The organism is Paraburkholderia dipogonis (assembly GCF_042680985.1).
GTDB lineage: Bacteria > Pseudomonadota > Gammaproteobacteria > Burkholderiales > Burkholderiaceae > Paraburkholderia > Paraburkholderia phytofirmans.
This window is the reverse complement of sequence record NZ_JBHUFR010000030.1, coordinates 198,526-218,326: the sequence shown is the minus strand read 5'-3', so window position 1 is coordinate 218,326 and position 19,801 is coordinate 198,526. Positions and strand designations below refer to the sequence as shown.

Here is a 19,801-nt window from a genome sequence, read left to right as displayed (position 1 = left end):
TGCGAAACGAACTGTAAGAAGGCAGTCAGCCGAATCGAAACGTGCGCGCGCGCCGCACCTCGCAATACAGCGCAACTGCAACCGGGAGGAACTTTACGCCGCGCAAAACCTCTGCAAAAGGGCGTATCGTCTTTCGATGCGTACGGCGCTGCCCGCTTCACTGCAAGCGCGCTTCAGGGCTGCTACCGTGTGTCCGGCGCACGCGAAAAAACACTACTACAGTGAGCATAGCCGCGCGTGAAAAATCTGGCGCCGCGACTGAAGCGCTCAGTGAAAACGCAGCAGAGCCGCAGTAGAACGAAGCAAATCGTCGAAACACATCAGCAGCGCAACGAGGCACTTTCCGGAGCGAGATATGCAGCTAGGCATGATTGGATTGGGACGCATGGGCGCCGACATGGTGCGGCGTCTGACGAAGGGCGGTCAGCAGTGTATCGCCTACGACGTGCAGCCGGCGGCGGTCGAGAAGCTGAAACAGGACGGCGTGGCGGGCGCGGCGTCGCTGGAGGACCTTGTCGCGCAGCTTGAGAAGCCGCGCGCCGTGTGGCTGATGGTGCCGGCCGCCGTGGTCGACACAACGCTGGAGAAACTCGTGCCCTTGCTGGAGCCGGGCGACATCGTGATCGACGGCGGCAACTCCTATTACCACGACGACATTCGCCGCGGCACCGAGCTGGCCGAGCGCAAGCTTCACTATGTGGACGTCGGCACGAGCGGCGGCGTGGCGGGCCGCGAGCGCGGCTACTGCCTGATGATCGGCGGCGAGCCGGAGATCGTGAAGCGGCTCGAACCGATTTTCGCGACGCTCGCGCCGGGTGCCGGCTCGGAGCCGGCCACGCCGGGGCGTGTCGCTGGGTCAAGCACCGCGGATCAGGGCTTCCTGCATTGCGGGCCGCAGGGCGCGGGGCACTTCGTCAAGATGGTTCACAACGGTATCGAGTACGGCATGATGGCCGCGTATGCCGAGGGCTTGAACATTCTGCATCACGCCGACGCCGGCAAGCACGCGCGCGAGGCCGACGCCGAAACTTCGCCGCTGCGCCGCCCCGAGTTGTATCAATACGATCTGAATCTCGCCGACGTCACCGAGGTCTGGCGGCGCGGCAGTGTGATCAGTTCCTGGCTGCTCGATCTGATCGCCGGGTCGCTCGTGAGCGACGTCGATCTGAAGAACTACGCAGGACGCGTATCCGATTCGGGCGAGGGGCGCTGGACCGTGGCGGCCGCCATCGACGAAGGCGTGCCTACGCCGGTTCTGAGCGCGGCGCTGTTTGCGCGTTTCAGTTCGCGCGGCGAGGCGGATTTCGCGAACCGGGTGCTCTCGGCCATGCGCAATGATTTCGGTGGCCACGCCGAGAAAGCGGCCACGCCGTCCGATAAGCCGAAAAGCTGATTCCAGGGAGCCGCGATGCCAGCCACCACCTCTACGCCGCACGACGTCGTATTTCTGTTCGACTGCGACAACACCTTGCTGGACAACGACCATGTGCTCGCGGATCTACGCGCGCACATGATGCGCGAGTTCGGCGCGGAGAACAGCGCGCGGTACTGGGAAATCTTCGAAAACCTGCGCGCCGAACTCGGCTATGCCGACTACCTGGGCGCGTTGCAGCGGTATCGCTCGGAGCGTCCACGGGACACGCGGCTGCTGTTGATGTCGTCGTTCCTGATCGAGTATCCGTTTGCGAACCGCCTGTATCCGGGCGCGCTGGATGCGCTCGATCACGTGGGCAAGCGCGGCCCCACGGTGATCCTTTCCGACGGCGACGTGGTGTTCCAGCCGCGCAAGATCGCCCGCTCGGGGCTATGGGACGAGGTCGAAGGACGCGTGCTGATCTACATCCACAAAGAGCTGATGCTCGACCAGGTGATGGAGTGTTATCCCGCGCGCCACTATGTGATGGTCGACGACAAGCTGCGCATTCTCACCGCGATGAAAAAAGCGTGGGGCAGCAAACTGACGACGGTGTTTCCCCGTCAGGGGCATTATGCGTTCGATCCGAAAGAGATCGCCAGCAATCCACCGGCGGACGTGACGGTGGAGCGGATCGGCGAATTGGCGGAGATCGACGTGGAGTCTTTGTTGGCGGACAAAGGCTAACGGTACGCGGCGTGTTGCGCATCTCCGCGTACGTGTCATGCGTAGGGAGATGCGAGCGCGCCGCGAGCCAATCACGGTTCGCTTTATGAACCGAGTTCCTTCAGGCGCGCTTGCGCATCGCCGGCACCCATGCGGCCGGCCGCATCCATTGCCGTCACGCCGTTGGCGTCGCGAGCCTTCGGGTCCGCGCCATGCGCGATCAGCAACTCCATGATCGCCGTGCGATTGAACATCGCCGCGATCATCAACGCGGTGCGTCCGTCCGGCGACGCGCCTTCCACATCCGCGCCATGCGCGAGCAAGGTTTCGATCACCTTGTCGAAGCCCTTGAAGGCCGCGCCCGCAATCGGCGTCTGTCCGTTGTCGTTACGCAGATTTGGATCGGCGCCGCGTTCGAGCAGCGTGCACACGGCGTCCGCGTGACCGTGGTAGCTGGCGAGCATGACGAGGCTGTCGCCTTTGTCATTGCGCAGATTCGGCGGCACGCCTTTTTCGATCACTGCCGCAAGCATGGCGGCATCGCCGCTCCGCGCGAGGTCGAAAACCTGATGCGCCAGTTCGAGCAATTCCGGATCGATCGGCTGGCCGGAGGGCGGGGAAGTATCAGCGTGGTCCGTCAATGGAAACTCCTTGCAATGAAGCCGGGCGCCCGGGTCTCGGGAAGGCACGAGATCCTGTGCGAAGGCGCAGGGAAGATTGCTCAGGATACACAGGTTGCGCCGGCGACGCCCACGCGGCGGCGCTCAGGCGTGGCCGAACAGCTTGACCAGCAAGCCGAACACGCCGATCAGGATAGCGACACCCGCGAACAGGAACACGAAGGTCAGAACGAGGATCAACGGCGCTTTGAGGCGGCTGGGTGTCGGCATGATTGAGCGTTCGGGTAAGAGGTGAGCAAGGCGGGATGCGCCTGATGCGGTTCGCGGTCGCGCGTGCGGCATCAGGAGCATGAAGGGGAGCTTAAAAGGAGAGCATAAAGGCATTCACTTAATATGCGCTTAAAGTCTAGCGCATGCGGCGTAAGGCCGACGCTTGCGTCCGTCGCTTGCGGCCGTCGCGAAGTCGCAGTTGGATCAAGCTTTGGGCGATTGCGTCGAACCATGCGGCGCGCTTCCTGTCACACTGAGGCTCGCCAGATAAGGGCTCGCGCCCGCCGCCAATACAGGGCGCCACCCGTACACTTTTCTTGTGTCGTTCGCGTGACAGGATGACCGGCGTTGCCGATTCTTTCACGCCGGCCGCCTCACGAACCACGAACCACCATTGCCGCATTTGCCAACCTGCCTGACAGTCCTTTTCAAGGAGTGACACCATGGCTGAAGCAACCTCTCGTCCCACACCGCCGCAAACTCTAGACGCCGACACGTTGCGCAACATGGATCGCTACTGGCGAGCCTGCAACTACCTCTCGGCCGGCATGATCTATCTGCGCGACAATCCGCTGCTGCGCGAACCGCTGAAGCCCGAACACATCAAGAACCGCCTGCTGGGCCACTGGGGCTCGGACCCGGGGCAGAGCTTCCTGCTCGTGCATCTGAACCGGCTGATCAAAAAGCTCGATCTGAATGTGATCTATGTGGCCGGTCCCGGTCATGGCGCACCGGCCACGCTGGCCAATTGTTATCTCGAAGGCCATTACTCGGAAATCTATCCCGACCGCAGTCAGGACGTCGCCGGCATGGAGCGCTTCTTCCGGCAGTTCTCGTTTCCGGGCGGCATCGGTTCGCATTGCACGCCGGAGACGCCAGGCTCGATTCACGAAGGCGGCGAACTCGGCTATAGCCTCTCGCACGGCTACGGCGCCGCGTTCGACAATCCCGATCTGATCGTCGCGGTGATGATCGGCGACGGCAAAGCGGAGACCGGTCCGCTCGCCACCTCGTGGCACTCGAACAAGTTCCTCAATCCGATCCGCGACGGCGCGGTGTTGCCGGTGCTGCATCTTAACGGCTACAAGATCGCCAATCCGACCATTCTCGCGCGCATTCCTCGTGAAGAACTCGAAGCCTTGTTGACCGGCTATGGGCACAAACCGTATTTCGTCGAAGGCGACGATCCCGCCGTCATGCACCAGCAGATGGCCGCGACTTTGGAGCAATGCATCGGCGAAATCCGCGCGATCCAGCAGCATGCGCGTGAGAGCAACGACGCGTCGCGGCCGCGCTGGCCGATGATCGTGCTGCGTTCGCCCAAAGGCTGGACCGGCCCGAAGGAAGTCGACGGACACAAGGTGGAAGGCTCGTGGCGCGCGCACCAGGTGCCCGTGCTCGATCCGGCGACCAATGGCAAGAGCCTGAAGCTGGTCGAGAACTGGCTGCGCAGTTACGAGCCCGAAACGCTGTTCGACGAAGCAGGGCGCCTCGTGAAAGAACTGCGCGAACTCGCGCCCGAAGGCGCGCGCCGCATCAGCGCCAATCCGCATGCGAACGGCGGTGTGCTCTGCCAGACGCTCGCCATGCCGCCGTTTCGCGATTACGCGGTGGCGGTGAAAAAGCCAGGCGGCTCGTACACATCGCCGACCGAGGTGCTCGGCAAGTTCCTGCGCGATGTGATGCGCAACAACATGACGAACTTCCGCGTGTTCGGCCCCGACGAGACGTCGAGCAACAAGCTGACCGCGATCTATGAGGCGTCGGAAAAAACCTGGCTTGCGCAAACCGTGCCGAGCGACGCGGACGGCGGCGAACTCGCGGTAGACGGCCGCGTGATGGAAATGCTCAGCGAGCACACGCTCGAAGGCTGGTTCGAAGGCTACGTGCTGACCGGCCGCCACGGGTTGTTCGCCACGTACGAAGCGTTCGTCCATGTGATCGATTCGATGTTCAACCAGCACGCCAAGTGGCTGGAAAAAGCCAAGCGCGATCTCGGCTGGCGCCAGCCGGTGCCGTCGATCAACCTGTTGATCACGTCGCTCGTCTGGCGTCAGGATCACAACGGCTTCACGCACCAGGACCCCGGCTTTCTGGATGTCGTCACGAATAAAAGCCCGGACGTGGTGCGCATTTATCTGCCGCCGGACGCGAACTGCCTGCTGAGCGTCGCCGATCATTGCCTGCGTTCGCGCGATTACGTCAACGTAATCGTCGCCGACAAGCAGCCGCATCTGCAGTATCTCGACATGGACGCGGCCGTCACGCATTGCACCAAGGGCATCGGCATCTGGGACTGGGCGTCGACGGATCAGGGCGCCGAGCCCGACGTGGTGATGGCCTGCGCCGGCGATATCCCGACCATGGAGGCGCTCGCCGCCGTGCAGATTCTGAAGGAGCAGTTTGCCGACCTGAAGATCCGCTTCGTCAATGTTGTCGACCTGTTTCGCCTGATGCCCGAGCATGCGCATCCGCACGGCCTGTCCAGCCGCGATTTCGATTCGTTGTTCACCGCTGACAAGCCGGTGATTTTCAACTTCCACTCGTATGCGTCGCTGGTGCACAAGCTGACCTATAACCGCACCAATCACGACAACCTGCATGTGCACGGCTATCACGAGAAGGGCAACATCAACACGCCGCTGGAGTTGGCGATCATCAATCAGGTCGACCGTTTTTCGCTGGCGATCGACGTGATCGATCGCGTGCCGAGGCTGCGCGGCGTCGGTGATCATGCGAAGGAATGGCTGCGTGGCCAGATCATTGAGCATCTGGCTTATGCGCACGCCGAGGGCATCGATAAGGAAGAAATCCGCAACTGGACGTGGAAAGGCTGAGCGAGGCATGACCATGCACACTGAAAACAGCGCTGACGATCGAACGATTCTGGTGCTGAACAGCGGTTCCTCGTCGCTGAAGTTCGGCCTGTTCAGGCACGCGGGCAATGACGAATCCCTGCTGCTGGAAGGCAGTGCCGAAGGAATCGGGCGCGACGACGGCAGTTTGCGGATCAAGGCGCCCGATGGCCGCGTGCTGGTGCAGCAGGAGCGCGTGCTCGAATCGCAAATCGACGCGTTGCAAAAGCTCGCGCAGGTGCTCAAAGAACAGCACCATGCGCGGCCTGCGGCGGTGGGGCATCGGGTGGTGCATGGCGGACCGCGTTTGCGCACGCATCAGCGCATTACCGCCGACGTGCGCCGTCAATTGCAGGAGGCCGTGCACTTCGCGCCGCTGCATATTCCGCCGGCGCTTGCGTTGATCGACGAGGCCGAAAAGATTTTCGACGACGCGCCGCATTTCGCCTGTTTCGACACGGCGTTCCACGCCACGCTGCCGCCGCGCGCGGCACACCTTGCGTTGCCGCGCCGTTACGCGGAGGCCGGCGTAATGCGCTACGGCTTTCACGGACTCTCGTACGAATCGCTGGTCGCGCGGCTCGGCGCCGGCTTGCCGGCGCGCGCGGTGTTCGCCCATCTCGGCAACGGTTCGAGCGTGTGCGCATTGCGCGACGGCAGATCGATCGATACGTCGATGGGCTTGACGCCCACCGGCGGCGTGCCGATGGGCACGCGCAGCGGCGATCTCGATCCGGGCGTGCTGCTGTACCTGATGCGCGTGGAGAAGCTCGATGCCGGCGCATTGGAGACGCTGCTGAATCGCCAGAGCGGTCTCGCCGGTTACGCGGATGGTGAAAGCGACATGCAGGCGCTGGAAAAACGCGCCGCGGCTGGCGATGCGAATGCGTCGCTGGCGCTCGATGCGTTCGCGACCGCCGTGCGCAAGACGATCGGCGGTTATGCGGCGTTGCTGGGCGGAATCGATTTGCTGGTGTTTACCGGCGGCATCGGCGAACACAGTCAGGAGATTCGCAAACGCGTGTGCGACGGGCTCGCTTTCATGGGGCTAACGGAAAGCGATCCGGCCGGCAAGGTGAGGGCGATTCACACCGAAGAAGAAAAGCAGATCGCGCGTCATTGCCGCACGCTATTGCAGCAGGCAACGCAGGCCTGACCTTCATTCAGGCTTGACGACGGTGTGATCCGATACGCCGGTCACACCGAACAGGCGTGTCACGTCTTCGAGCGCCGCGGTGCGTTGCTGATCGCGTTGCAGCTCGCCACGCAGTGTGATGCGGCCGTGCGAGACGTGGACTTTCACGGCGTGTTCAGGGACCGCGGCGTCCCAGGCGAGACGCCGAGTCGCCTCCGCGGCGATCTGCGCGTCGCTCAATTGTGCGCTGTCTGCTTTATGTTTTTCTGCTCGGGCGTGAGGCATGGGTTCTCCGCAGCGGTGATATGTATGGAGAGAACACTAGCAGACCTACGGGATTTTGTAGCCGGCAACGGCAGCCGTGTCGAAGCACGACGAATGCCTGGATCGGCTATATTCGACGCCACTGCCCAAATCCGCTCACTGAGGAGAATGCCGTGCCCGCCTTCACAACGCTGCTCGCCTTCGGCCTGGTCTCGCTCGGCATGGTGCTCACACCGGGACCGAACATGATCTATCTGATCTCGCGATCGCTGTGCCAGGGGCGGCGCGCGGGTCTCATTTCGCTCGGCGGCGTCGCGCTCGGCTTCGTGTTCTACATGTTCTGCGCCGCGTTCGGCATTACCGCGCTGCTGCTGACGGTGCCGTACGCATACGACGCGTTGCGCTTCGGCGGCGCGCTTTATCTGCTGTATCTGGCCTGGCAGGCGGTCAAGCCGGGTGGCCATTCGCCGTTCCAGGTCCGCGATCTGCCGCACGACAGCCGCCGCACGCTCTTCACCATGGGCCTCGTCACCAACCTCGCGAATCCGAAGATCGCAGTGATGTACCTGTCGCTGCTGCCGCAGTTCATTTCGCCGGGGCACGGCAGTGTGCTCTCGCAATCTATCGCGCTTGGCTGCGTGCAGATCGTCGTCAGCGTGACGGTCAATGCGCTGATCGCGAGCATGGCCGGTTCGATCGCCGTCTTTCTCGGCGGCCGGCCGGTGTGGCTGCAAGTGCAGCGCTGGCTGATGGGCACCGTGCTCGCCGGACTCGCGGTGCGCATCGCGCTCGATTCGCGCCGTTGAACTGCAAGCCCATGTCCGACTTTCCCATCGACAACCCGTTCCTCGAGTCGCTCGGCGTTCGTCTCACGCAATGGCGCGATGGCTACGCCGAACTGCTCATGCCGATCGATGCGAGCAAGCTCAATCGCCAGGGCGTGCTGCAAGGCGGCGCGATTGCGACGCTGCTCGATGCGGCGGCGGGCTATGCGGGAATCTTCGCGGCAAGCGGCGCGCCGGCGCGCCATGCTTTCACGCTCTCGCTGACCACCAACTATCTCGACAAGGGACTCGGCAAGTCCGTCACCGCGAAGGGTTTTCTGGAGCGCGCGGGCCGTTCGATTTTCTTCTCGCGCGGCGAGGCTTGGGTGGACGGCAAGCTGCTGATCGCCAGCGCGCAGGGCACGTTCAAATATTCACGGCCGGCTTGAGGCGCGAACGCTCATAGCGCCTTGTACATGATGCTGGTCGCATCGAACTCATGAGCGTGCGTGCCGCGAGCGTATCCAGGGATCACGCCGGCTGTGCGATAGCCGAGGTCCGTGTAAAGCGGCTCCGCGTGGTCGCCGGTGCGGGTGTCGAGCGTGAGCAGGCTGCGCTGCAATACCGAAGCGTGGCGTTCGAGTTCCGTCATCAGTGCCCGCGCGATGCCCTGGCGGCGAAAGCCCGGATGGACCAGCAACTTGCGCACTTCGGCGCGATGCCGTTGATTCGGCATCGTGTCGTAATCAAGTTGCACCGTGCCGGCGATCGTCTCGCCTTGACACGCGACCAGCAGCACCACACCGCCGGCACGCAGTGGAGGCAATACTTTGCCGCGCCAGAATGCTTCACTCTCGTCGACGCCACACGGCATCACAAAGCCGACGCTTGCGCCGTCATGCACGCAGGCGCGCAGCAGCGCGCCGAGTTCGGGAAGATGACGCACAAGATCGTCGGCGGTGAAGGTGGTGATGTTAGTGATGGTAGTCACGCTCATGCTCTTGCTCACACGATGAAGAGAAGGTAGCGGGCGCCGCTGTGCGCGGGCGTCACGAATGCGCTGGGCCCGAACAGTTGATAGCGCAGGCAGTCGCCCGGTTGCAGGCCGTGGCTCTGGCCGTCGACGGTGATTTGCAGTTCTCCGTCGAGCAGGATCAGATGATGTTCGAGCCCAGGCCGCGGCGACGCGTCGTAGGTGATCCTCACGCCCGCGTCGAGTTCGCATTCGAGCGCCTCGCCGCTCAGCGCCTGCGCGGGCGGCGACACGGAGCGCCGCCGGAAGCCGACGCTGGCGTCGGTCCAGAGCGGCTGGGCGGCGCGCGGCACGAGCGGCGCGAAGTCTTCCTCGACCATGTGCATCAGGCGCGACATCGGCAGGCCGTAGGCCACGCAGAGCTTGCCGAGCACGCTCGCCGTCGGGCTCACGGCGGCGTTTTCGAGGCGTGACAAGGTCGCGCGGCTCACGCCGCTGAGTTTGGCGAGGTCGTCGAGCGACCAGTTGCGCTCGGCGCGCAACGCCCGCAGCCGCTGGGCGATGCGGCGGTCGATGGCGTTGTCGTCGGTGAGTGTAGTTTCCATATTCGGGAAATTATCTCGAATGTGGAAACTCGTCAATCGGAAAAAATGTGCTGACGGTTCAGCCGGAGCAGCGCGTTTCGCTCACTCGTGCCGGGTCATCCGCAGCATCGACGTGTCGTAGCCGAGCGCGCGAACCCGCTCGATCAGCGCGTCCTTCACGCTCGCAGCAGGAACGGCCTCGCGCGTGAGAATCCATAGATAACGGCCGCTCGGCTCGCTGACGATCGACCAGCTATAGTCGTCCGCGTGATCGAGCACCCAGTAGTTGCCGAAGAAGAACGGTCCGAAGAACGACACCTTCAGCCTGGCATTCTGCGAGCCGGCGACCACTTTCGCGCGGCCTTTCGACACGTCGACCGCTCCATTCACGCCGCCTTTGTGGCAACTGTTGGTGACGTCGATCAGGCCGTCGTCGCGCGTGGCGTAGTCGGCGGTGACGGCTTCGCAATCGCGTTCGAAGCCGTTTTCATAGCGCGCCAGTTCGTACCATCGGCCGAGATAGCGGCTCAGGTCGACGGGCTTGGCGGGCTCGGGCACGTGCGGGTTGCCGCTCTTGCCGGCAGGGCTGAACGCGCAGGCGCCGAGCACGCACACCGTGCCCAGCACAAGTGAAAGGGCGCTCACGCGAAGCACCGATTGTCGGCGTAGTGGCATCGATCGACTCCATGAATGAAGGACTTCCTGTGCCAGCACGCGACATGCCAGATAGCGCCGCGCGCGCCGCGATGCAGCCGAGATTCGCACACTCGCGCGGCCTGGGCCGTTTATCATAGTGCCCACAAACCAGAAAACGCCGTCCGGCTGTGCAACGGTAAGGCACCTCATCCACGAGATCCGGCGGCATTTGCCGCGACATCACTTATGAATTCCACTCCCGACGCTTCTTCCCGTCCTTCGATCCGCGCGTTGACCCTGCTCGAAGGACGCGTGCTCGGCGTGCTCGTCGAAAAGCAGCACACGGTGCCGGACAGCTATCCGCTTTCGCTGAACGCGCTGACTTTGGGCTGCAACCAGAAGACCGGCCGCGCGCCGGTCATGAACGCCACGGAAGCCGAGGTGCTGACCGCCGTGGACGGCCTGAAGCGGCTGAGCCTCGTGATGGAAGGCAGTAGCAGCCGCGTGCCGCGCTTCGAGCACAACATGAATCGCGTGCTGGGGTTGCCGAGCCAGTCGGCGGCGTTGCTCACCATCTTGCTGCTGCGTGGTCCGCAAACCGCGGCTGAATTGCGCCTGAATAGCGCGCGTCTGCATGGCTTCGCGGATATCTCATCGGTCGAGGCGTTTCTCGACGAACTCGCGGCCAACGACCCGCCACGGGTCGTGAAACTGGCCCGTGTGCCGGGCGAGCGCGAGAACCGCTGGATGCATCTGCTGTGCGGTGAAGTGAGCGTGAGCGAATTGGCGCAGCCGGGCGATGAAGACGACTCGGTGCCGCTGTCCGCGTTCGAAGCAATCAAGGCCGAACAGAAGCGTCTCGCCGACGAAGTGAGCCGGCTGCAGACCGTGGTGCGCCGCATGGCGGCGGAACTAGGCATCGATGCCGGCGATCTCACGGCAGGCGAATAGCGTTCGCCTCGCCTGTCGCGCACGACTTCACGCGCGGCAGGCGGGAAAGCGGCAAGCCTAGAACTTGTAGTTCACTGAAGCGAGCGTATTGAGTTCGAAGCGCTTTTCGGTAATCGGGCTGTTCGCGGCATCATGCTGAAGACGCCCGAAGGTCGCGGCGACCGAGCCATTCCAGTGGCGCGAAAAATCATACGTCACCATCGCGTTCATATGAATGTCCCGCACGCCCGCGCTCGTTCGGTAGGCGGGCAGTCCCGACGCGGCGCTTTGCTGGTCCGACACGCCGAAGAAGGTCCGCGTATAGGTGCCGTTGGCCCACGTGAAACCCGGACCCACTGAAAACAGCCAGCCCCCCACCGGCGCCGACGCCAGCAGGTCGGTGCTGACCGTCGTCCCTTGATGATGTCCGGCGATGTCCTGATACAACGCGACCGAGCCGGTGAATGCCCACCACGTGTAGTCGGCGAACAGCTTCAGCTTGGGGCCGCCGTCCACGTCGCCGAGACCGTGCAGGCGCGGATCGTTCGACTCCTTGCGCGACTGGAAATCGAAACTCAGTGCGGCGCCCAGGTGATACGCGGGACCACGCAGCACATTCACGCCGAGCACGTCCGGGCCTTGTGAGAAGAACCGGTCGTCGTAAGAGATATCGAGCGCCGGAAAGGGGATGTAACTCAGCTGCCGCGAGCCCGGGTATTTCGGGGTTATCACGACGCCGGGGCCGACGCCGATCTTCCATTTGCTGTCGGCGGCGGTGCTTGCGACAGTGCTCGTGCCTGCATCCGCACCTGCATTCGCGTTTGAGGCCGCGTCGTCGGCATGGGCGGCTGGTGCGGCCGAAAGACCCAGCGCCGCGGCGAGCAGCAACGATGCCGGCGTCGGCCTCACAGGATTGCGCGCCGTCATACGCGTTCCTTGCCGAGCGCCGCAAGTTGCCTGAGGCGGCGCGCCAGTGCCTTCGAAACGACGGGTTGTTTGCCGCCTTCGTCGCCGCTGTGAGCGGCTTCGCTTTCGCGCAAAAACAGCGCGGTTTCGCGCGCGACGATCTCGCGCTCGTTGTCCGACGTGATCATGTGATACGAATCATCCAGCCAGATGGTGCGCAAGAAGGCCGCGCCGATATGCCCGGCGACGAAGCGGGCATTGCGCGGGCTCGAGGTTTCATCGTCGATCGCATGGACGATCAGGCAATCGGTCTTGATGTCGCGCACCAGCGCGCGCACATTCGAGGCGAGGCGGCTCGCTTCGTGCAACGCAGGCAGCGAGATCGTCGACGGCCCGACTTCGCTGAAATCGCTGCGCTGCATGGCGCGCGCGATCTTTGCCCGGAGCGCTTCGTTGCGCAGGCCGAACGGCGCGGCTTCGCGATAACGCCAGCGTTTGCGCAGCGGCGTGTAGTACGCCCAGTCGAGCAGGAAGCGATACCACGGCATCGCCCAGCCGTCGTACGAGAGCGTGAGCGAAAGCAGCACGAGCGACTGCGCCTGCGGCCGGCGCTGCGCCAGCGCGAGCGCCAACGCCGCGCCGATCGACAGGCCGCAGATCGACACGCGCGTGAAACGTGCGGCCAGCGCGTCGTACTCGCGCACGGCGGCCTCGATCCACGTTTCCATCGCGGCTTCGTCGGAACCGGCGCTATAGCCGGGCAACAACGGCGCGCAGGTGGTGAAGCCTTCGGCGTTCAGAAAACGCGCGAGGAAGCGCAATTCGAGCGGCGAACTCGAGAGGCCGTGCAACATCAGCACGGCGTGGTCGTCGCCGGGGAAGAACAGGGCGCTTGGCTGGGTGGTCGGCTGGCTGGTCGGATGGCTCATGGTTCAGGCTCCGATCCGCAGCACGAGAAAGTCGCCGGCGTGCGTCGTGAAACGCTCGCACACGCATTCGGTGAGCTTCGCGGCACCGTCGCCGCTTTTCATGCGTACGCGATGGCTGCCCGGCCACAGTCCCTTGCTAAGCCGTGCAATGTCGTCGGGATCAGCATCGGCAAAGCGCGGGCCCGGCGCGATTTCATTGGGCAAACGTGGTAGCGCGCTTTGCGGCTTGAGGTCGTCCGCCGGCTGCAAGGCATTGCGCTCGAGCGCCTGAATAAAAATAAAGGTCTTGTGATGATGCGACAGATGCCGCAGCAGCCGATGCGTTTCGTCGACGGCGCGCCGTGCCAGCAAGCGTTCGTTATCGTGGCGCAGCAGCATTTCATAACGCGACTGCGCGACCGAGGCAATGAGCTCCGCGCGAAATTGCGAGCGCCGCAAACGCTCGATCAGAACGATCACCAGCAGTGTGACGAGCGGATAGGAAATCAGCAGCGCCAGGTCCGCGCGATCGAATACGGTAATGTCCGCGTAAGGCGGCACGAATAAATAGTCGGCAATACACAGGCCGAGCAGCATGACCGTCAATGCCGGCGCCAGCCCAAAAAAATATTCGACCAGCGATGCCGCAATACAAAAGGCGGAGCCCGGCAGAAATGGGCCGATGAATGGGTGGAGCAACAGACGCACACCGCTGGCAATCGCCAATGCGGCAGCGGCGGCAAGCCAGGCGCGCGTTCCCCGTGGTGCCCAGCGTCGGGCGTTCTGAACTTCCATGATATTTATTTATGGGGAGCGACGGCGCTTCCCGATTGAGTGTGACGTGCGCATTTGAGCGTAGGCCGGACAATACCATAAGCGCGCTGACTCAAAATCGGGCAAGTGTAAAATTTGAATGTCCAGGCGCAAAGGGTGCATTTCGATTGGCTGACAAAATAGACGCTGATGAAGCGGGCTATTTTCAACGTGACGAATGATCGGGTATTCGAGCTTAAGTGACGCTTAAGCGTAATTGCGCGGCGCTTGCAAGGCCTTTGGGCAGTGCCCTTGAAATCGTGCGAGGCGCTTTCGCATCCAAAACGCATGAACAAAGACGCAAGCCGGCGCGTTCGGCGTTCGTAATGTATTTGTATTCGATCTGTGCCGATTCCAGTTAAGGCTATTTACACATGACACAAAACATTTACGACGATCCGGTCACGTATTAGTCGCCGCGCTTGCGCTGCGCATCCGCACAGAGCGTCCGCTGCGTGCGGTAGAAAATGCGCGGCGGCACGTTGGGCGAATCTTCGGCGAGCCGGTCGAGTTCGTCGCGGATAGCGGTGAGGTAGTGGCCGTCGCGCGCATCGGCGTCGCCCGCGAAGATCGCTTCGAGCCGGCGGCGCACCGCGCCATAGCGTGCGCCGGCCGCGCGATGTTTCTCGGCGCGCTCCGCGTAGCGCAGGAACGTCTGCAACGCGGCCGAGACCGCGGCCGTCACGCTCACGAGGCCGACCACGATCCTGAGTGCCGGCGAAACCGCCGACAGATTCAGCGACGCAAACACCGCCGTGCCCACGAAAGCGGTGAGGGCGGTCACCAGCCAGCCGACCTTGCGGTCGCGCGCCGACAGCAGATCGGCCATGTCGTAGTGGCTCATCTGGGATTCGCGCGCGCGCCGGATCCATTTCAACAGAAGCTGGTTCTCGTCGACCGGCGGCTCGTAGGCAGGCAAGTTCTTCATGTCGCTCGTCAGGGCTGTTCGGTTGCGCAAGCTTAGCGCATGCGGCTGACGATACTGTGCCACATGAAGCGGCTGATCCCCGTGGCAGCGTTCCTTATGCCGTCGCCGTTGCCGCTTCGGTTGCCGACGCCGCTTCCCGCGCCACGCCGAAGCGCTCGCTATGCGCGTTGCCGTTCAGGTAAAAGTCACCGATGGCGGCCTCGCGAATGATCGCGGGATTGTGCGACGCCAGCACGCGTGCGTTGCGCCAGTAGCGATCGAAACGGCGCGTCTCGCTGGTCGCCGATGCGCCGCCCACCTCGAACAGCAGTGTGGCCGCCTGCAACGTCTGCTCGATGACGATCTGTTGCGCCTGGAAAGTCTGGATGTCGAGGTTGATGTAAGTCTGTTCGCTGGTGCGGCCTTCCTGCCGGGCGACCGAGACATCGTCGATGGCACGCGCGAGCGACGCGCTGATGCTCTGCGCCGAGTAAGCCAGGCTCGCGAGCCGTCCGACCACGCGATGCACGAGCGGATTGTCACGCGGACTCGATTCGCCCGGCACACCGAAGGTGCGCGTTCTGGTTCGCGTGAACGCGACCGCGTCGCGCAGCGCAGCGCGGCTGATGCCCGCCAGGTTTGCGACATGCAGCGCCTGGTAGTAAGCCGTGAGCAGGCTGTTGCGGCGCGGTTCGGAGGCGTGATAGCGGCGGTAAAGATTGTCGGGCGTGACCGGCACATGCGTGAAGCGCGCCGTGCCGCTGCCCGTGAGCCGTTGCCCGAAACCATCCCAGTCGTCGATGCGTTCGAGGCCCGGCGTATCGGCTTTGATGAGCACGCGCACATCGCTCTGGCCATCGTGCGCGGTGACGTCTACCCAGTCGGCGTAGAGCGTGCCGGTGGTGTAGTACTTCTCGCCGTCGAGATGCCAGCCGCCCTCGATTTGCGTGAGACGCACGCTGTTGCTGGTGACGCCAGTGCGCTCCGACACCGCGCCACCGACAATCTGACCTTGTGCGATACGCGTGAGCCAACGGTCGCGCAACGCTTCGTCGCCTTGTTCCAGCAGCGATTCGATAAAGCCGCCATGCACGCGCAGGATTTGCGGCAGATTCGAGTCCGCTTCGCCGAGGCGCGTAACCAGCGCGAAGAACCGTGCAAGCGAGATGCCTTCACCGCCGTATTGTCTGGGGACGCGCAGTTTGGTGTAGCCGGCTTCGCGCAGCCACTCGACGGGCGCATAGGCGAGTTCGCGATGCTGCTCGCGCTCGACCGCGCCTTCGGCAATGCGTGCGAAAACCGGCGCGAAACGGCGGATCAGCGGGTCGTCGCCGAAGAGTTGCGCGGCGTCGGCAATGCTGTGATTGGGGTTTATTGCTAGCTCAACTGCGGACATGGGTTCTCCGAAACGGGGTGCGCGCGAGGCGCAATCAGAGAACGGTAAGGGACACGGCAAGGTGCTAGCAACGAAGTATTTGGCCGATTCTTAGCAGCGGGAGTGAAATGGTTGCGGCGCGCGCCGCGACAAGCGGCGCGGAAATGCTGCGCGTGCATAACGAAGTGACCGACCGTATCCGCATCGTGCGGCGGCTCGATTTTCTGAAACCGCGCCGCACCAGCGCCACTGACGATAGCAAACTGCCGTTCGTCTCCTGAGCGGCTCGATGCGCTCCAAGGCTCAATCGTAAGAGAACGCGCCGCCGAACTTCTCGATGCGTTCGAGCGCCATGCCCGAGCCGCGCACCACGCACGTAAGCGGCGCTTCGGCGACGAACACCGGCAAGCCGGTTTCCTCGGCGAGCAAGCGGTCGAGATCGCGCAGCAGCGCGCCGCCGCCCGCCAGCATGATGCCGCGCTCGGCGATATCCGCGCCCAGTTCCGGCGGCGTCTGTTCCAGCGCGATCTTCACGGCCGAGACAATCTGGTTGAGCGGATCGGTCAGCGCTTCGAGAATCTCGTTGCTCGACACCGTGAAACTGCGCGGAATTCCTTCGGACATATTGCGGCCCTTGACTTCCATCTCCTTGACCTCGGAGCCCGGAAACGCGGAGCCGATTTCCTTCTTGATCGCTTCGGCCGTTTGCTCGCCGATCAGCATGCCGTAGTTGCGGCGAATGTAGTTGACGATCGCGTCGTCGAACTTGTCGCCACCCACGCGCACCGAGCCTTTATAGACGATGCCGCCGAGCGAGATCACGCCCACTTCCGTGGTGCCGCCGCCGATATCGACGACCATCGAACCGGTCGGGTCCGACACCGGCAAGCCCGCGCCGGTGGCCGCGGCCATCGGCTCCTCGATCAGATAGACCTGCGAGGCGCCGGCACTGTGCGCGGCTTCCTTGATCGCGCGCCGCTCCACCTGGGTCGAACCGCAAGGCACGCAGATGATGATGCGTGGCGACGGCGCGAACATACGCGACTCGTGCGCCATCTGAATGAAACGCTTGATCATCTGCTGGGTGATGTTGAAGTCGGCGATCACGCCGTCCTTCATCGGGCGGATCGCCTCGATATTGCCCGGCACCTTGCCGAGCATCTGTTTTGCTTCCTTGCCGACGGCCAGAATGATCTTCTTGCCATTCGGACCGCCTTCCTGGCGAATCGACACCACCGAGGGTTCGTCGAGCACGATGCCCTTGCCGCGCATGTAAATCAAGGTGTTCGACGTGCCGAGGTCGATTGCCAGGTCATTGGAAAAATAGCCGCGCAGAAAACCGAACATGCAAATTCCTGTCTCTCGGAAGTCGGACGCAAAGCGCCGCTTGGAGTGCCGCCCGAAGGCGGCAGGCGACCAGTTGACGGTCGGGAGAGACGCAAGAATAACAGTTTCGGGTCTGCGGGCTTTTTAGCGGTTGCGAATCCGCAAGCCGTTCCGTCGTACCTGATCCAGTCCGAAACGTCGCGCCGCGCCTGCCGTGCGAGCGCAACAACATAACCGGATCGTAATCACCCGCCCGAGTGCTTGACGGTATGATTTCACCGTCAACGCCAAGCGGAGCAACCGATGCGCATCCTGGTGATCGAGGACGAGCTGAAAACAGCGGCCTACCTCAAGAAGGGCCTGGAAGAATCCGGCTATGCGGTCGATGTGGCCAACGACGGCCCGCAAGGGCTGATCCTCGCGCTGGAAGAAGAGTACGACGTGATCGTGCTCGACGTGATGCTGCCCGGCATGGACGGCTGGACCGTCGTCAAGACCTTGCGCGCGAAGCGCACCACGCCCGTGCTGTTCCTCACCGCCCGCGACGACGTCGACGACCGCGTGCGCGGCCTCGAACTCGGCGCGGACGATTACCTCGTCAAACCCTTTGCCTTCGTCGAATTGCTGGCGCGCGTGCGCACGCTGGCGCGCCGTGGTCCGCCGCGCGAAAGCGAACTGATCAAGGTGGGCGATCTGGAAATGGACGTGAACCGCCGTCGCGTAAAGCGTGGCGGCACGCGTATCGACCTCACGCCACGCGAATTCTCGCTGCTGCAACTGCTCGCGCGCCGTCAGGGCGAAGTGCTGAGCCGCACGCAGATCGCGTCGTATGTGTGGGACATGAATTTCGACAGCGACACCAACGTGGTCGAAGTGGCGATCCGCCGCTTGCGCACCAAGATCGACGACGACTTTCCCGTCAAGCTGATTCACACCGTGCGCGGCGTGGGTTACGTGCTCGAACTGAAGGACACCGCTTGATGCGCCGCCGCCCGCTTGCCGCGGCGCTGGCGCTGGCGTTCGGCGCCACTACGCTGACGGTTTTCGTGCTGGTCGGCAGTTTCCTGTATGTCGCGCTCGAAAAGCAGATCAAGGCGCAGGACAATCTCGACATCGTGCTCGCCGCGCGTCACGCACGGCGCCTCGCCGAGGAACTGGACTCGGCGCCAAGCATTCGCGAGCACAGTGAGCGCTTGACCAGCGTCGTGCTCGGCAACGAAGCGCTGTCGATGGAAGTGTTCGATCCCGACGGCAAGCGGGCGATCGAACACAATATCGCCGCCGCGCTCGCCGTGCCGGATGCGGCGAGCGGCGCCGCGACCATTGCGGCGCTGCCGCCGCTCACGCGCGTTGCCGCGACCGCGCGCATCACGGAAGCCGATATCGGCGACTGGACCAGCCGCGACGGCGCGCCGATCCGCGGCATTTTTACGGACGCGAGGCTGCGCAACGGCGACACGGCGAGCCTGCTGGTGGCGCGCAACATGAGCGACCGCTGGCTGCTGCTGGACCGCTACCGCGACAAGCTCACGCTCGCGGGCGTGGCCGGCGTGGTGCTGGCCATGCTGCTCGGTTACCTGCTGATTCGCGCCGCGCTGCGGCCGTTGCGCGATATCGCGGCGAGCGCGAGCCTCGTCACGGTGAATCGGCTCGATACGCGCATCGCGGTGGCGCGCGTGCCGAGCGAACTCGAAGCTTTGGTGGCCTCGCTGAACGCGATGCTCGAACGCGTCGAGCAGGGCTTCCAGCATCTGTCGCGTTTCACCGCCGACCTCGCGCACGACATGCGCACGCCGCTCAGCAATATGCGCGGCGCCGCCGAAGTCGCGCTCGCGCGGCCGCGTTCCGTCGATGAATACGAAGCGCTCCTCGCGTCGAATCTGGAAGAGTGCGACCGGCTCTCGCGCATGATCGAGAGCGTGCTCTTTCTGGCGCGCGCCGAACATCCGCAGTTCGTCAAGCAATTGCGCGAGTTCGACGCGGGGCAGGAGTTGACGCATATCGCCGAATACTTCGAAGGCATTGCCGACGATGCGAATGTTCGTTTGCGCGTGAGCGGCACGGCCGCCGTGACGGCGGATCTCGAGTTGTTTCGCCGCGCCGTGAGCAATCTGCTCGCCAACGCCATTCGCTATACGCCGCCGGGCGGCGAGATCGTGCTCGACGCCGGCGCGTCGGCCGACGCGGTGCGCGTGAGCGTGGCGAACCCGGGGCAGCCGATTCCCGCCGAGCATCTCGAACGGATTTTCGACCGCTTCTATCGGGTCGATCCGTCGCGCAGTTCGCTGCCGTCGGCGGGGCTTTCGCAAGGGTCCACGGGTTCGACGGGGCTCGGGCTTGCCATCGTGCGCGCGATCATGGAGCTGCACTGCGGCTCGGTGCACGCGGAGAGCGATGCGCGCGGCACGCGGTTCGTGCTGAGGTTTCCGCGGGTCAGGTGAGGGTGGGGAACTGC

General features: G+C 63.7%; 21 protein-coding genes and 1 pseudogene. 10 read left to right on the top strand and 12 right to left on the bottom strand.

Annotated features, from left to right (window positions below):
• Positions 1 to 319: 319 nt before the first annotated feature.
• Positions 320 to 1,393 carry a phosphogluconate dehydrogenase (NAD(+)-dependent, decarboxylating) gene (gene gnd / locus ACFSNN_RS33335; RefSeq protein ID WP_279631195.1) on the top strand — a complete coding sequence of 358 codons (1,074 nt, stop codon included), beginning with the start codon at positions 320 to 322 and terminating at the stop codon, positions 1,391 to 1,393.
• A 15-nt stretch (positions 1,394 to 1,408) separates the two neighbouring features.
• Positions 1,409 to 2,101: an HAD family hydrolase gene (locus ACFSNN_RS33330; RefSeq protein ID WP_134464545.1), complete on the top strand. Its 693-nt coding sequence runs from the start codon at positions 1,409 to 1,411 to the stop codon at positions 2,099 to 2,101.
• A gap of 83 nt (positions 2,102 to 2,184) precedes the next feature.
• On the opposite strand, the gene ACFSNN_RS33325 is transcribed toward ACFSNN_RS33330, so the two are convergent.
• Together ACFSNN_RS33325 and ACFSNN_RS33320 are read right to left on the bottom strand one after the other, a co-directional pair.
• Positions 2,185 to 2,721, bottom strand: coding sequence for an ankyrin repeat domain-containing protein (locus ACFSNN_RS33325; RefSeq protein ID WP_134464547.1), 537 nt, complete (start codon positions 2,719 to 2,721; stop codon positions 2,185 to 2,187).
• Positions 2,722 to 2,844: 123 nt separating this feature from the next.
• A complete protein-coding gene (locus ACFSNN_RS33320; RefSeq protein WP_277352290.1) occupies positions 2,845 to 2,970 on the bottom strand; it encodes a hypothetical protein in 126 nt (41 codons plus the stop codon).
• 443 nt (positions 2,971 to 3,413) lie between these two features.
• Here ACFSNN_RS33320 and ACFSNN_RS33315 point away from each other — a divergent pair, with 443 nt between their 5' ends.
• Together ACFSNN_RS33315 and ACFSNN_RS33310 are read left to right on the top strand one after the other, a co-directional pair.
• Complete coding sequence (locus ACFSNN_RS33315; protein WP_134464549.1) at positions 3,414 to 5,807, top strand: phosphoketolase family protein; 2,394 nt, start codon at positions 3,414 to 3,416, stop codon at positions 5,805 to 5,807.
• Positions 5,808 to 5,820: 13 nt separating this feature from the next.
• Positions 5,821 to 6,981 carry an acetate/propionate family kinase gene (locus ACFSNN_RS33310; RefSeq protein ID WP_134465616.1) on the top strand — a complete coding sequence of 387 codons (1,161 nt, stop codon included), beginning with the start codon at positions 5,821 to 5,823 and terminating at the stop codon, positions 6,979 to 6,981.
• Positions 6,982 to 6,984: 3 nt separating this feature from the next.
• Here the strand turns inward: ACFSNN_RS33310 and ACFSNN_RS33305 are convergent, their stop codons facing one another.
• On the bottom strand, positions 6,985 to 7,245 hold the full coding sequence (locus tag ACFSNN_RS33305) for a BON domain-containing protein (protein ID WP_134464551.1): 261 nt from the start codon (positions 7,243 to 7,245) through the stop codon (positions 6,985 to 6,987).
• A gap of 152 nt (positions 7,246 to 7,397) precedes the next feature.
• On the opposite strand from ACFSNN_RS33305, the gene ACFSNN_RS33300 reads away from it, so the two are divergent.
• Together ACFSNN_RS33300 and ACFSNN_RS33295 are read left to right on the top strand one after the other, a co-directional pair.
• A complete protein-coding gene (locus tag ACFSNN_RS33300; protein ID WP_134464553.1) occupies positions 7,398 to 8,030 on the top strand; it encodes a LysE family translocator in 633 nt (210 codons plus the stop codon).
• An 11-nt stretch (positions 8,031 to 8,041) separates the two neighbouring features.
• Positions 8,042 to 8,437: a PaaI family thioesterase gene (locus tag ACFSNN_RS33295; protein ID WP_134464555.1), complete on the top strand. Its 396-nt coding sequence runs from the start codon at positions 8,042 to 8,044 to the stop codon at positions 8,435 to 8,437.
• An 11-nt stretch (positions 8,438 to 8,448) separates the two neighbouring features.
• Here ACFSNN_RS33295 and ACFSNN_RS33290 read toward each other — a convergent pair whose 3' ends face one another.
• The 3 genes from ACFSNN_RS33290 to ACFSNN_RS33280 all read right to left on the bottom strand — a co-directional run bounded on the left by ACFSNN_RS33290 (position 8,449) and on the right by ACFSNN_RS33280 (position 10,220).
• Entirely contained in the window at positions 8,449 to 8,985 is a 537-nt protein-coding gene (locus ACFSNN_RS33290; RefSeq protein WP_134464557.1) for a GNAT family N-acetyltransferase, read from the bottom strand.
• Between the two features lie 8 nt (positions 8,986 to 8,993).
• On the bottom strand, positions 8,994 to 9,566 hold the full coding sequence (locus tag ACFSNN_RS33285; RefSeq protein WP_134464559.1) for a helix-turn-helix domain-containing protein: 573 nt from the start codon (positions 9,564 to 9,566) through the stop codon (positions 8,994 to 8,996).
• A gap of 81 nt (positions 9,567 to 9,647) precedes the next feature.
• Positions 9,648 to 10,220 carry a lipocalin family protein gene (locus ACFSNN_RS33280; protein ID WP_134464561.1) on the bottom strand — a complete coding sequence of 191 codons (573 nt, stop codon included), beginning with the start codon at positions 10,218 to 10,220 and terminating at the stop codon, positions 9,648 to 9,650.
• Positions 10,221 to 10,427: 207 nt separating this feature from the next.
• Here ACFSNN_RS33280 and ACFSNN_RS33275 point away from each other — a divergent pair, with 207 nt between their 5' ends.
• The gene (locus ACFSNN_RS33275; RefSeq protein ID WP_134464563.1) at positions 10,428 to 11,132 is read left to right on the top strand and encodes a YceH family protein; all 705 of its coding nucleotides are present in this window, start codon (positions 10,428 to 10,430) and stop codon (positions 11,130 to 11,132) included.
• A 57-nt stretch (positions 11,133 to 11,189) separates the two neighbouring features.
• Here the strand turns inward: ACFSNN_RS33275 and ACFSNN_RS33270 are convergent, their stop codons facing one another.
• From ACFSNN_RS33270 to ACFSNN_RS33250, 5 genes are all read right to left on the bottom strand, one after another.
• Positions 11,190 to 12,038, bottom strand: coding sequence for a MipA/OmpV family protein (locus tag ACFSNN_RS33270; protein ID WP_377747601.1), 849 nt, complete (start codon positions 12,036 to 12,038; stop codon positions 11,190 to 11,192).
• Positions 12,035 to 12,946: an alpha/beta hydrolase gene (locus ACFSNN_RS33265; RefSeq protein WP_134464565.1), complete on the bottom strand. Its 912-nt coding sequence runs from the start codon at positions 12,944 to 12,946 to the stop codon at positions 12,035 to 12,037. Before ACFSNN_RS33265 ends, ACFSNN_RS33270 begins: the two co-directional genes overlap by 4 nt.
• A 3-nt stretch (positions 12,947 to 12,949) precedes the next feature.
• Positions 12,950 to 13,720, bottom strand: a complete 771-nt coding sequence (locus ACFSNN_RS33260; RefSeq protein ID WP_134464567.1) for a DUF4118 domain-containing protein — start codon at positions 13,718 to 13,720, stop codon at positions 12,950 to 12,952.
• Between the two features lie 427 nt (positions 13,721 to 14,147).
• Complete coding sequence (locus ACFSNN_RS33255; protein WP_134464569.1) at positions 14,148 to 14,666, bottom strand: SLATT domain-containing protein; 519 nt, start codon at positions 14,664 to 14,666, stop codon at positions 14,148 to 14,150.
• Between the two features lie 94 nt (positions 14,667 to 14,760).
• Positions 14,761 to 16,041, bottom strand: coding sequence for an acyl-CoA dehydrogenase family protein (locus tag ACFSNN_RS33250; protein WP_134464571.1), 1,281 nt, complete (start codon positions 16,039 to 16,041; stop codon positions 14,761 to 14,763).
• A gap of 122 nt (positions 16,042 to 16,163) precedes the next feature.
• Here ACFSNN_RS33250 and ACFSNN_RS33245 point away from each other — a divergent pair.
• A pseudogene (locus ACFSNN_RS33245) lies at positions 16,164 to 16,277 on the top strand (GntR family transcriptional regulator); the annotation flags it as partial.
• A 46-nt stretch (positions 16,278 to 16,323) separates the two neighbouring features.
• Here the strand turns inward: ACFSNN_RS33245 and ACFSNN_RS33240 are convergent.
• Complete coding sequence (locus ACFSNN_RS33240; RefSeq protein ID WP_012427102.1) at positions 16,324 to 17,367, bottom strand: rod shape-determining protein; 1,044 nt, start codon at positions 17,365 to 17,367, stop codon at positions 16,324 to 16,326.
• 282 nt (positions 17,368 to 17,649) lie between these two features.
• Between ACFSNN_RS33240 and ACFSNN_RS33235 the strand changes: the two genes are divergently transcribed.
• Positions 17,650 to 18,327, top strand: a complete 678-nt coding sequence (locus ACFSNN_RS33235) for a heavy metal response regulator transcription factor (RefSeq protein ID WP_106308931.1) — start codon at positions 17,650 to 17,652, stop codon at positions 18,325 to 18,327.
• On the top strand, positions 18,327 to 19,787 hold the full coding sequence (locus tag ACFSNN_RS33230) for a heavy metal sensor histidine kinase (protein WP_134464573.1): 1,461 nt from the start codon (positions 18,327 to 18,329) through the stop codon (positions 19,785 to 19,787). Before ACFSNN_RS33235 ends, ACFSNN_RS33230 begins: the two co-directional genes overlap by 1 nt.
• Positions 19,788 to 19,801 lie beyond the last annotated feature (14 nt).

Coding starts and splice junctions, on each gene's coding strand:
- ACFSNN_RS33330 (WP_134464545.1), top strand. CDS start 1,409: ATGCCAGCCACCACCTCTACGCCGCACGACGTCGTATTTCTGTTCGAC.
- ACFSNN_RS33320 (WP_277352290.1), bottom strand. CDS start 2,970: ATGCCGACACCCAGCCGCCTCAAAGCGCCGTTGATCCTCGTTCTGACC.
- ACFSNN_RS33315 (WP_134464549.1), top strand. CDS start 3,414: ATGGCTGAAGCAACCTCTCGTCCCACACCGCCGCAAACTCTAGACGCC.
- ACFSNN_RS33310 (WP_134465616.1), top strand. CDS start 5,821: ATGCACACTGAAAACAGCGCTGACGATCGAACGATTCTGGTGCTGAAC.
- ACFSNN_RS33305 (WP_134464551.1), bottom strand. CDS start 7,245: ATGCCTCACGCCCGAGCAGAAAAACATAAAGCAGACAGCGCACAATTG.
- ACFSNN_RS33295 (WP_134464555.1), top strand. CDS start 8,042: ATGTCCGACTTTCCCATCGACAACCCGTTCCTCGAGTCGCTCGGCGTT.
- ACFSNN_RS33290 (WP_134464557.1), bottom strand. CDS start 8,985: ATGAGCGTGACTACCATCACTAACATCACCACCTTCACCGCCGACGAT.
- ACFSNN_RS33285 (WP_134464559.1), bottom strand. CDS start 9,566: ATGGAAACTACACTCACCGACGACAACGCCATCGACCGCCGCATCGCC.
- ACFSNN_RS33280 (WP_134464561.1), bottom strand. CDS start 10,220: ATGCCACTACGCCGACAATCGGTGCTTCGCGTGAGCGCCCTTTCACTT.
- ACFSNN_RS33275 (WP_134464563.1), top strand. CDS start 10,428: ATGAATTCCACTCCCGACGCTTCTTCCCGTCCTTCGATCCGCGCGTTG.
- ACFSNN_RS33270 (WP_377747601.1), bottom strand. CDS start 12,038: ATGACGGCGCGCAATCCTGTGAGGCCGACGCCGGCATCGTTGCTGCTC.
- ACFSNN_RS33265 (WP_134464565.1), bottom strand. CDS start 12,946: ATGAGCCATCCGACCAGCCAGCCGACCACCCAGCCAAGCGCCCTGTTC.
- ACFSNN_RS33260 (WP_134464567.1), bottom strand. CDS start 13,720: ATGGAAGTTCAGAACGCCCGACGCTGGGCACCACGGGGAACGCGCGCC.
- ACFSNN_RS33255 (WP_134464569.1), bottom strand. CDS start 14,666: ATGAAGAACTTGCCTGCCTACGAGCCGCCGGTCGACGAGAACCAGCTT.
- ACFSNN_RS33250 (WP_134464571.1), bottom strand. CDS start 16,041: ATGTCCGCAGTTGAGCTAGCAATAAACCCCAATCACAGCATTGCCGAC.
- ACFSNN_RS33240 (WP_012427102.1), bottom strand. CDS start 17,367: ATGTTCGGTTTTCTGCGCGGCTATTTTTCCAATGACCTGGCAATCGAC.
- ACFSNN_RS33235 (WP_106308931.1), top strand. CDS start 17,650: ATGCGCATCCTGGTGATCGAGGACGAGCTGAAAACAGCGGCCTACCTC.
- ACFSNN_RS33230 (WP_134464573.1), top strand. CDS start 18,327: ATGCGCCGCCGCCCGCTTGCCGCGGCGCTGGCGCTGGCGTTCGGCGCC.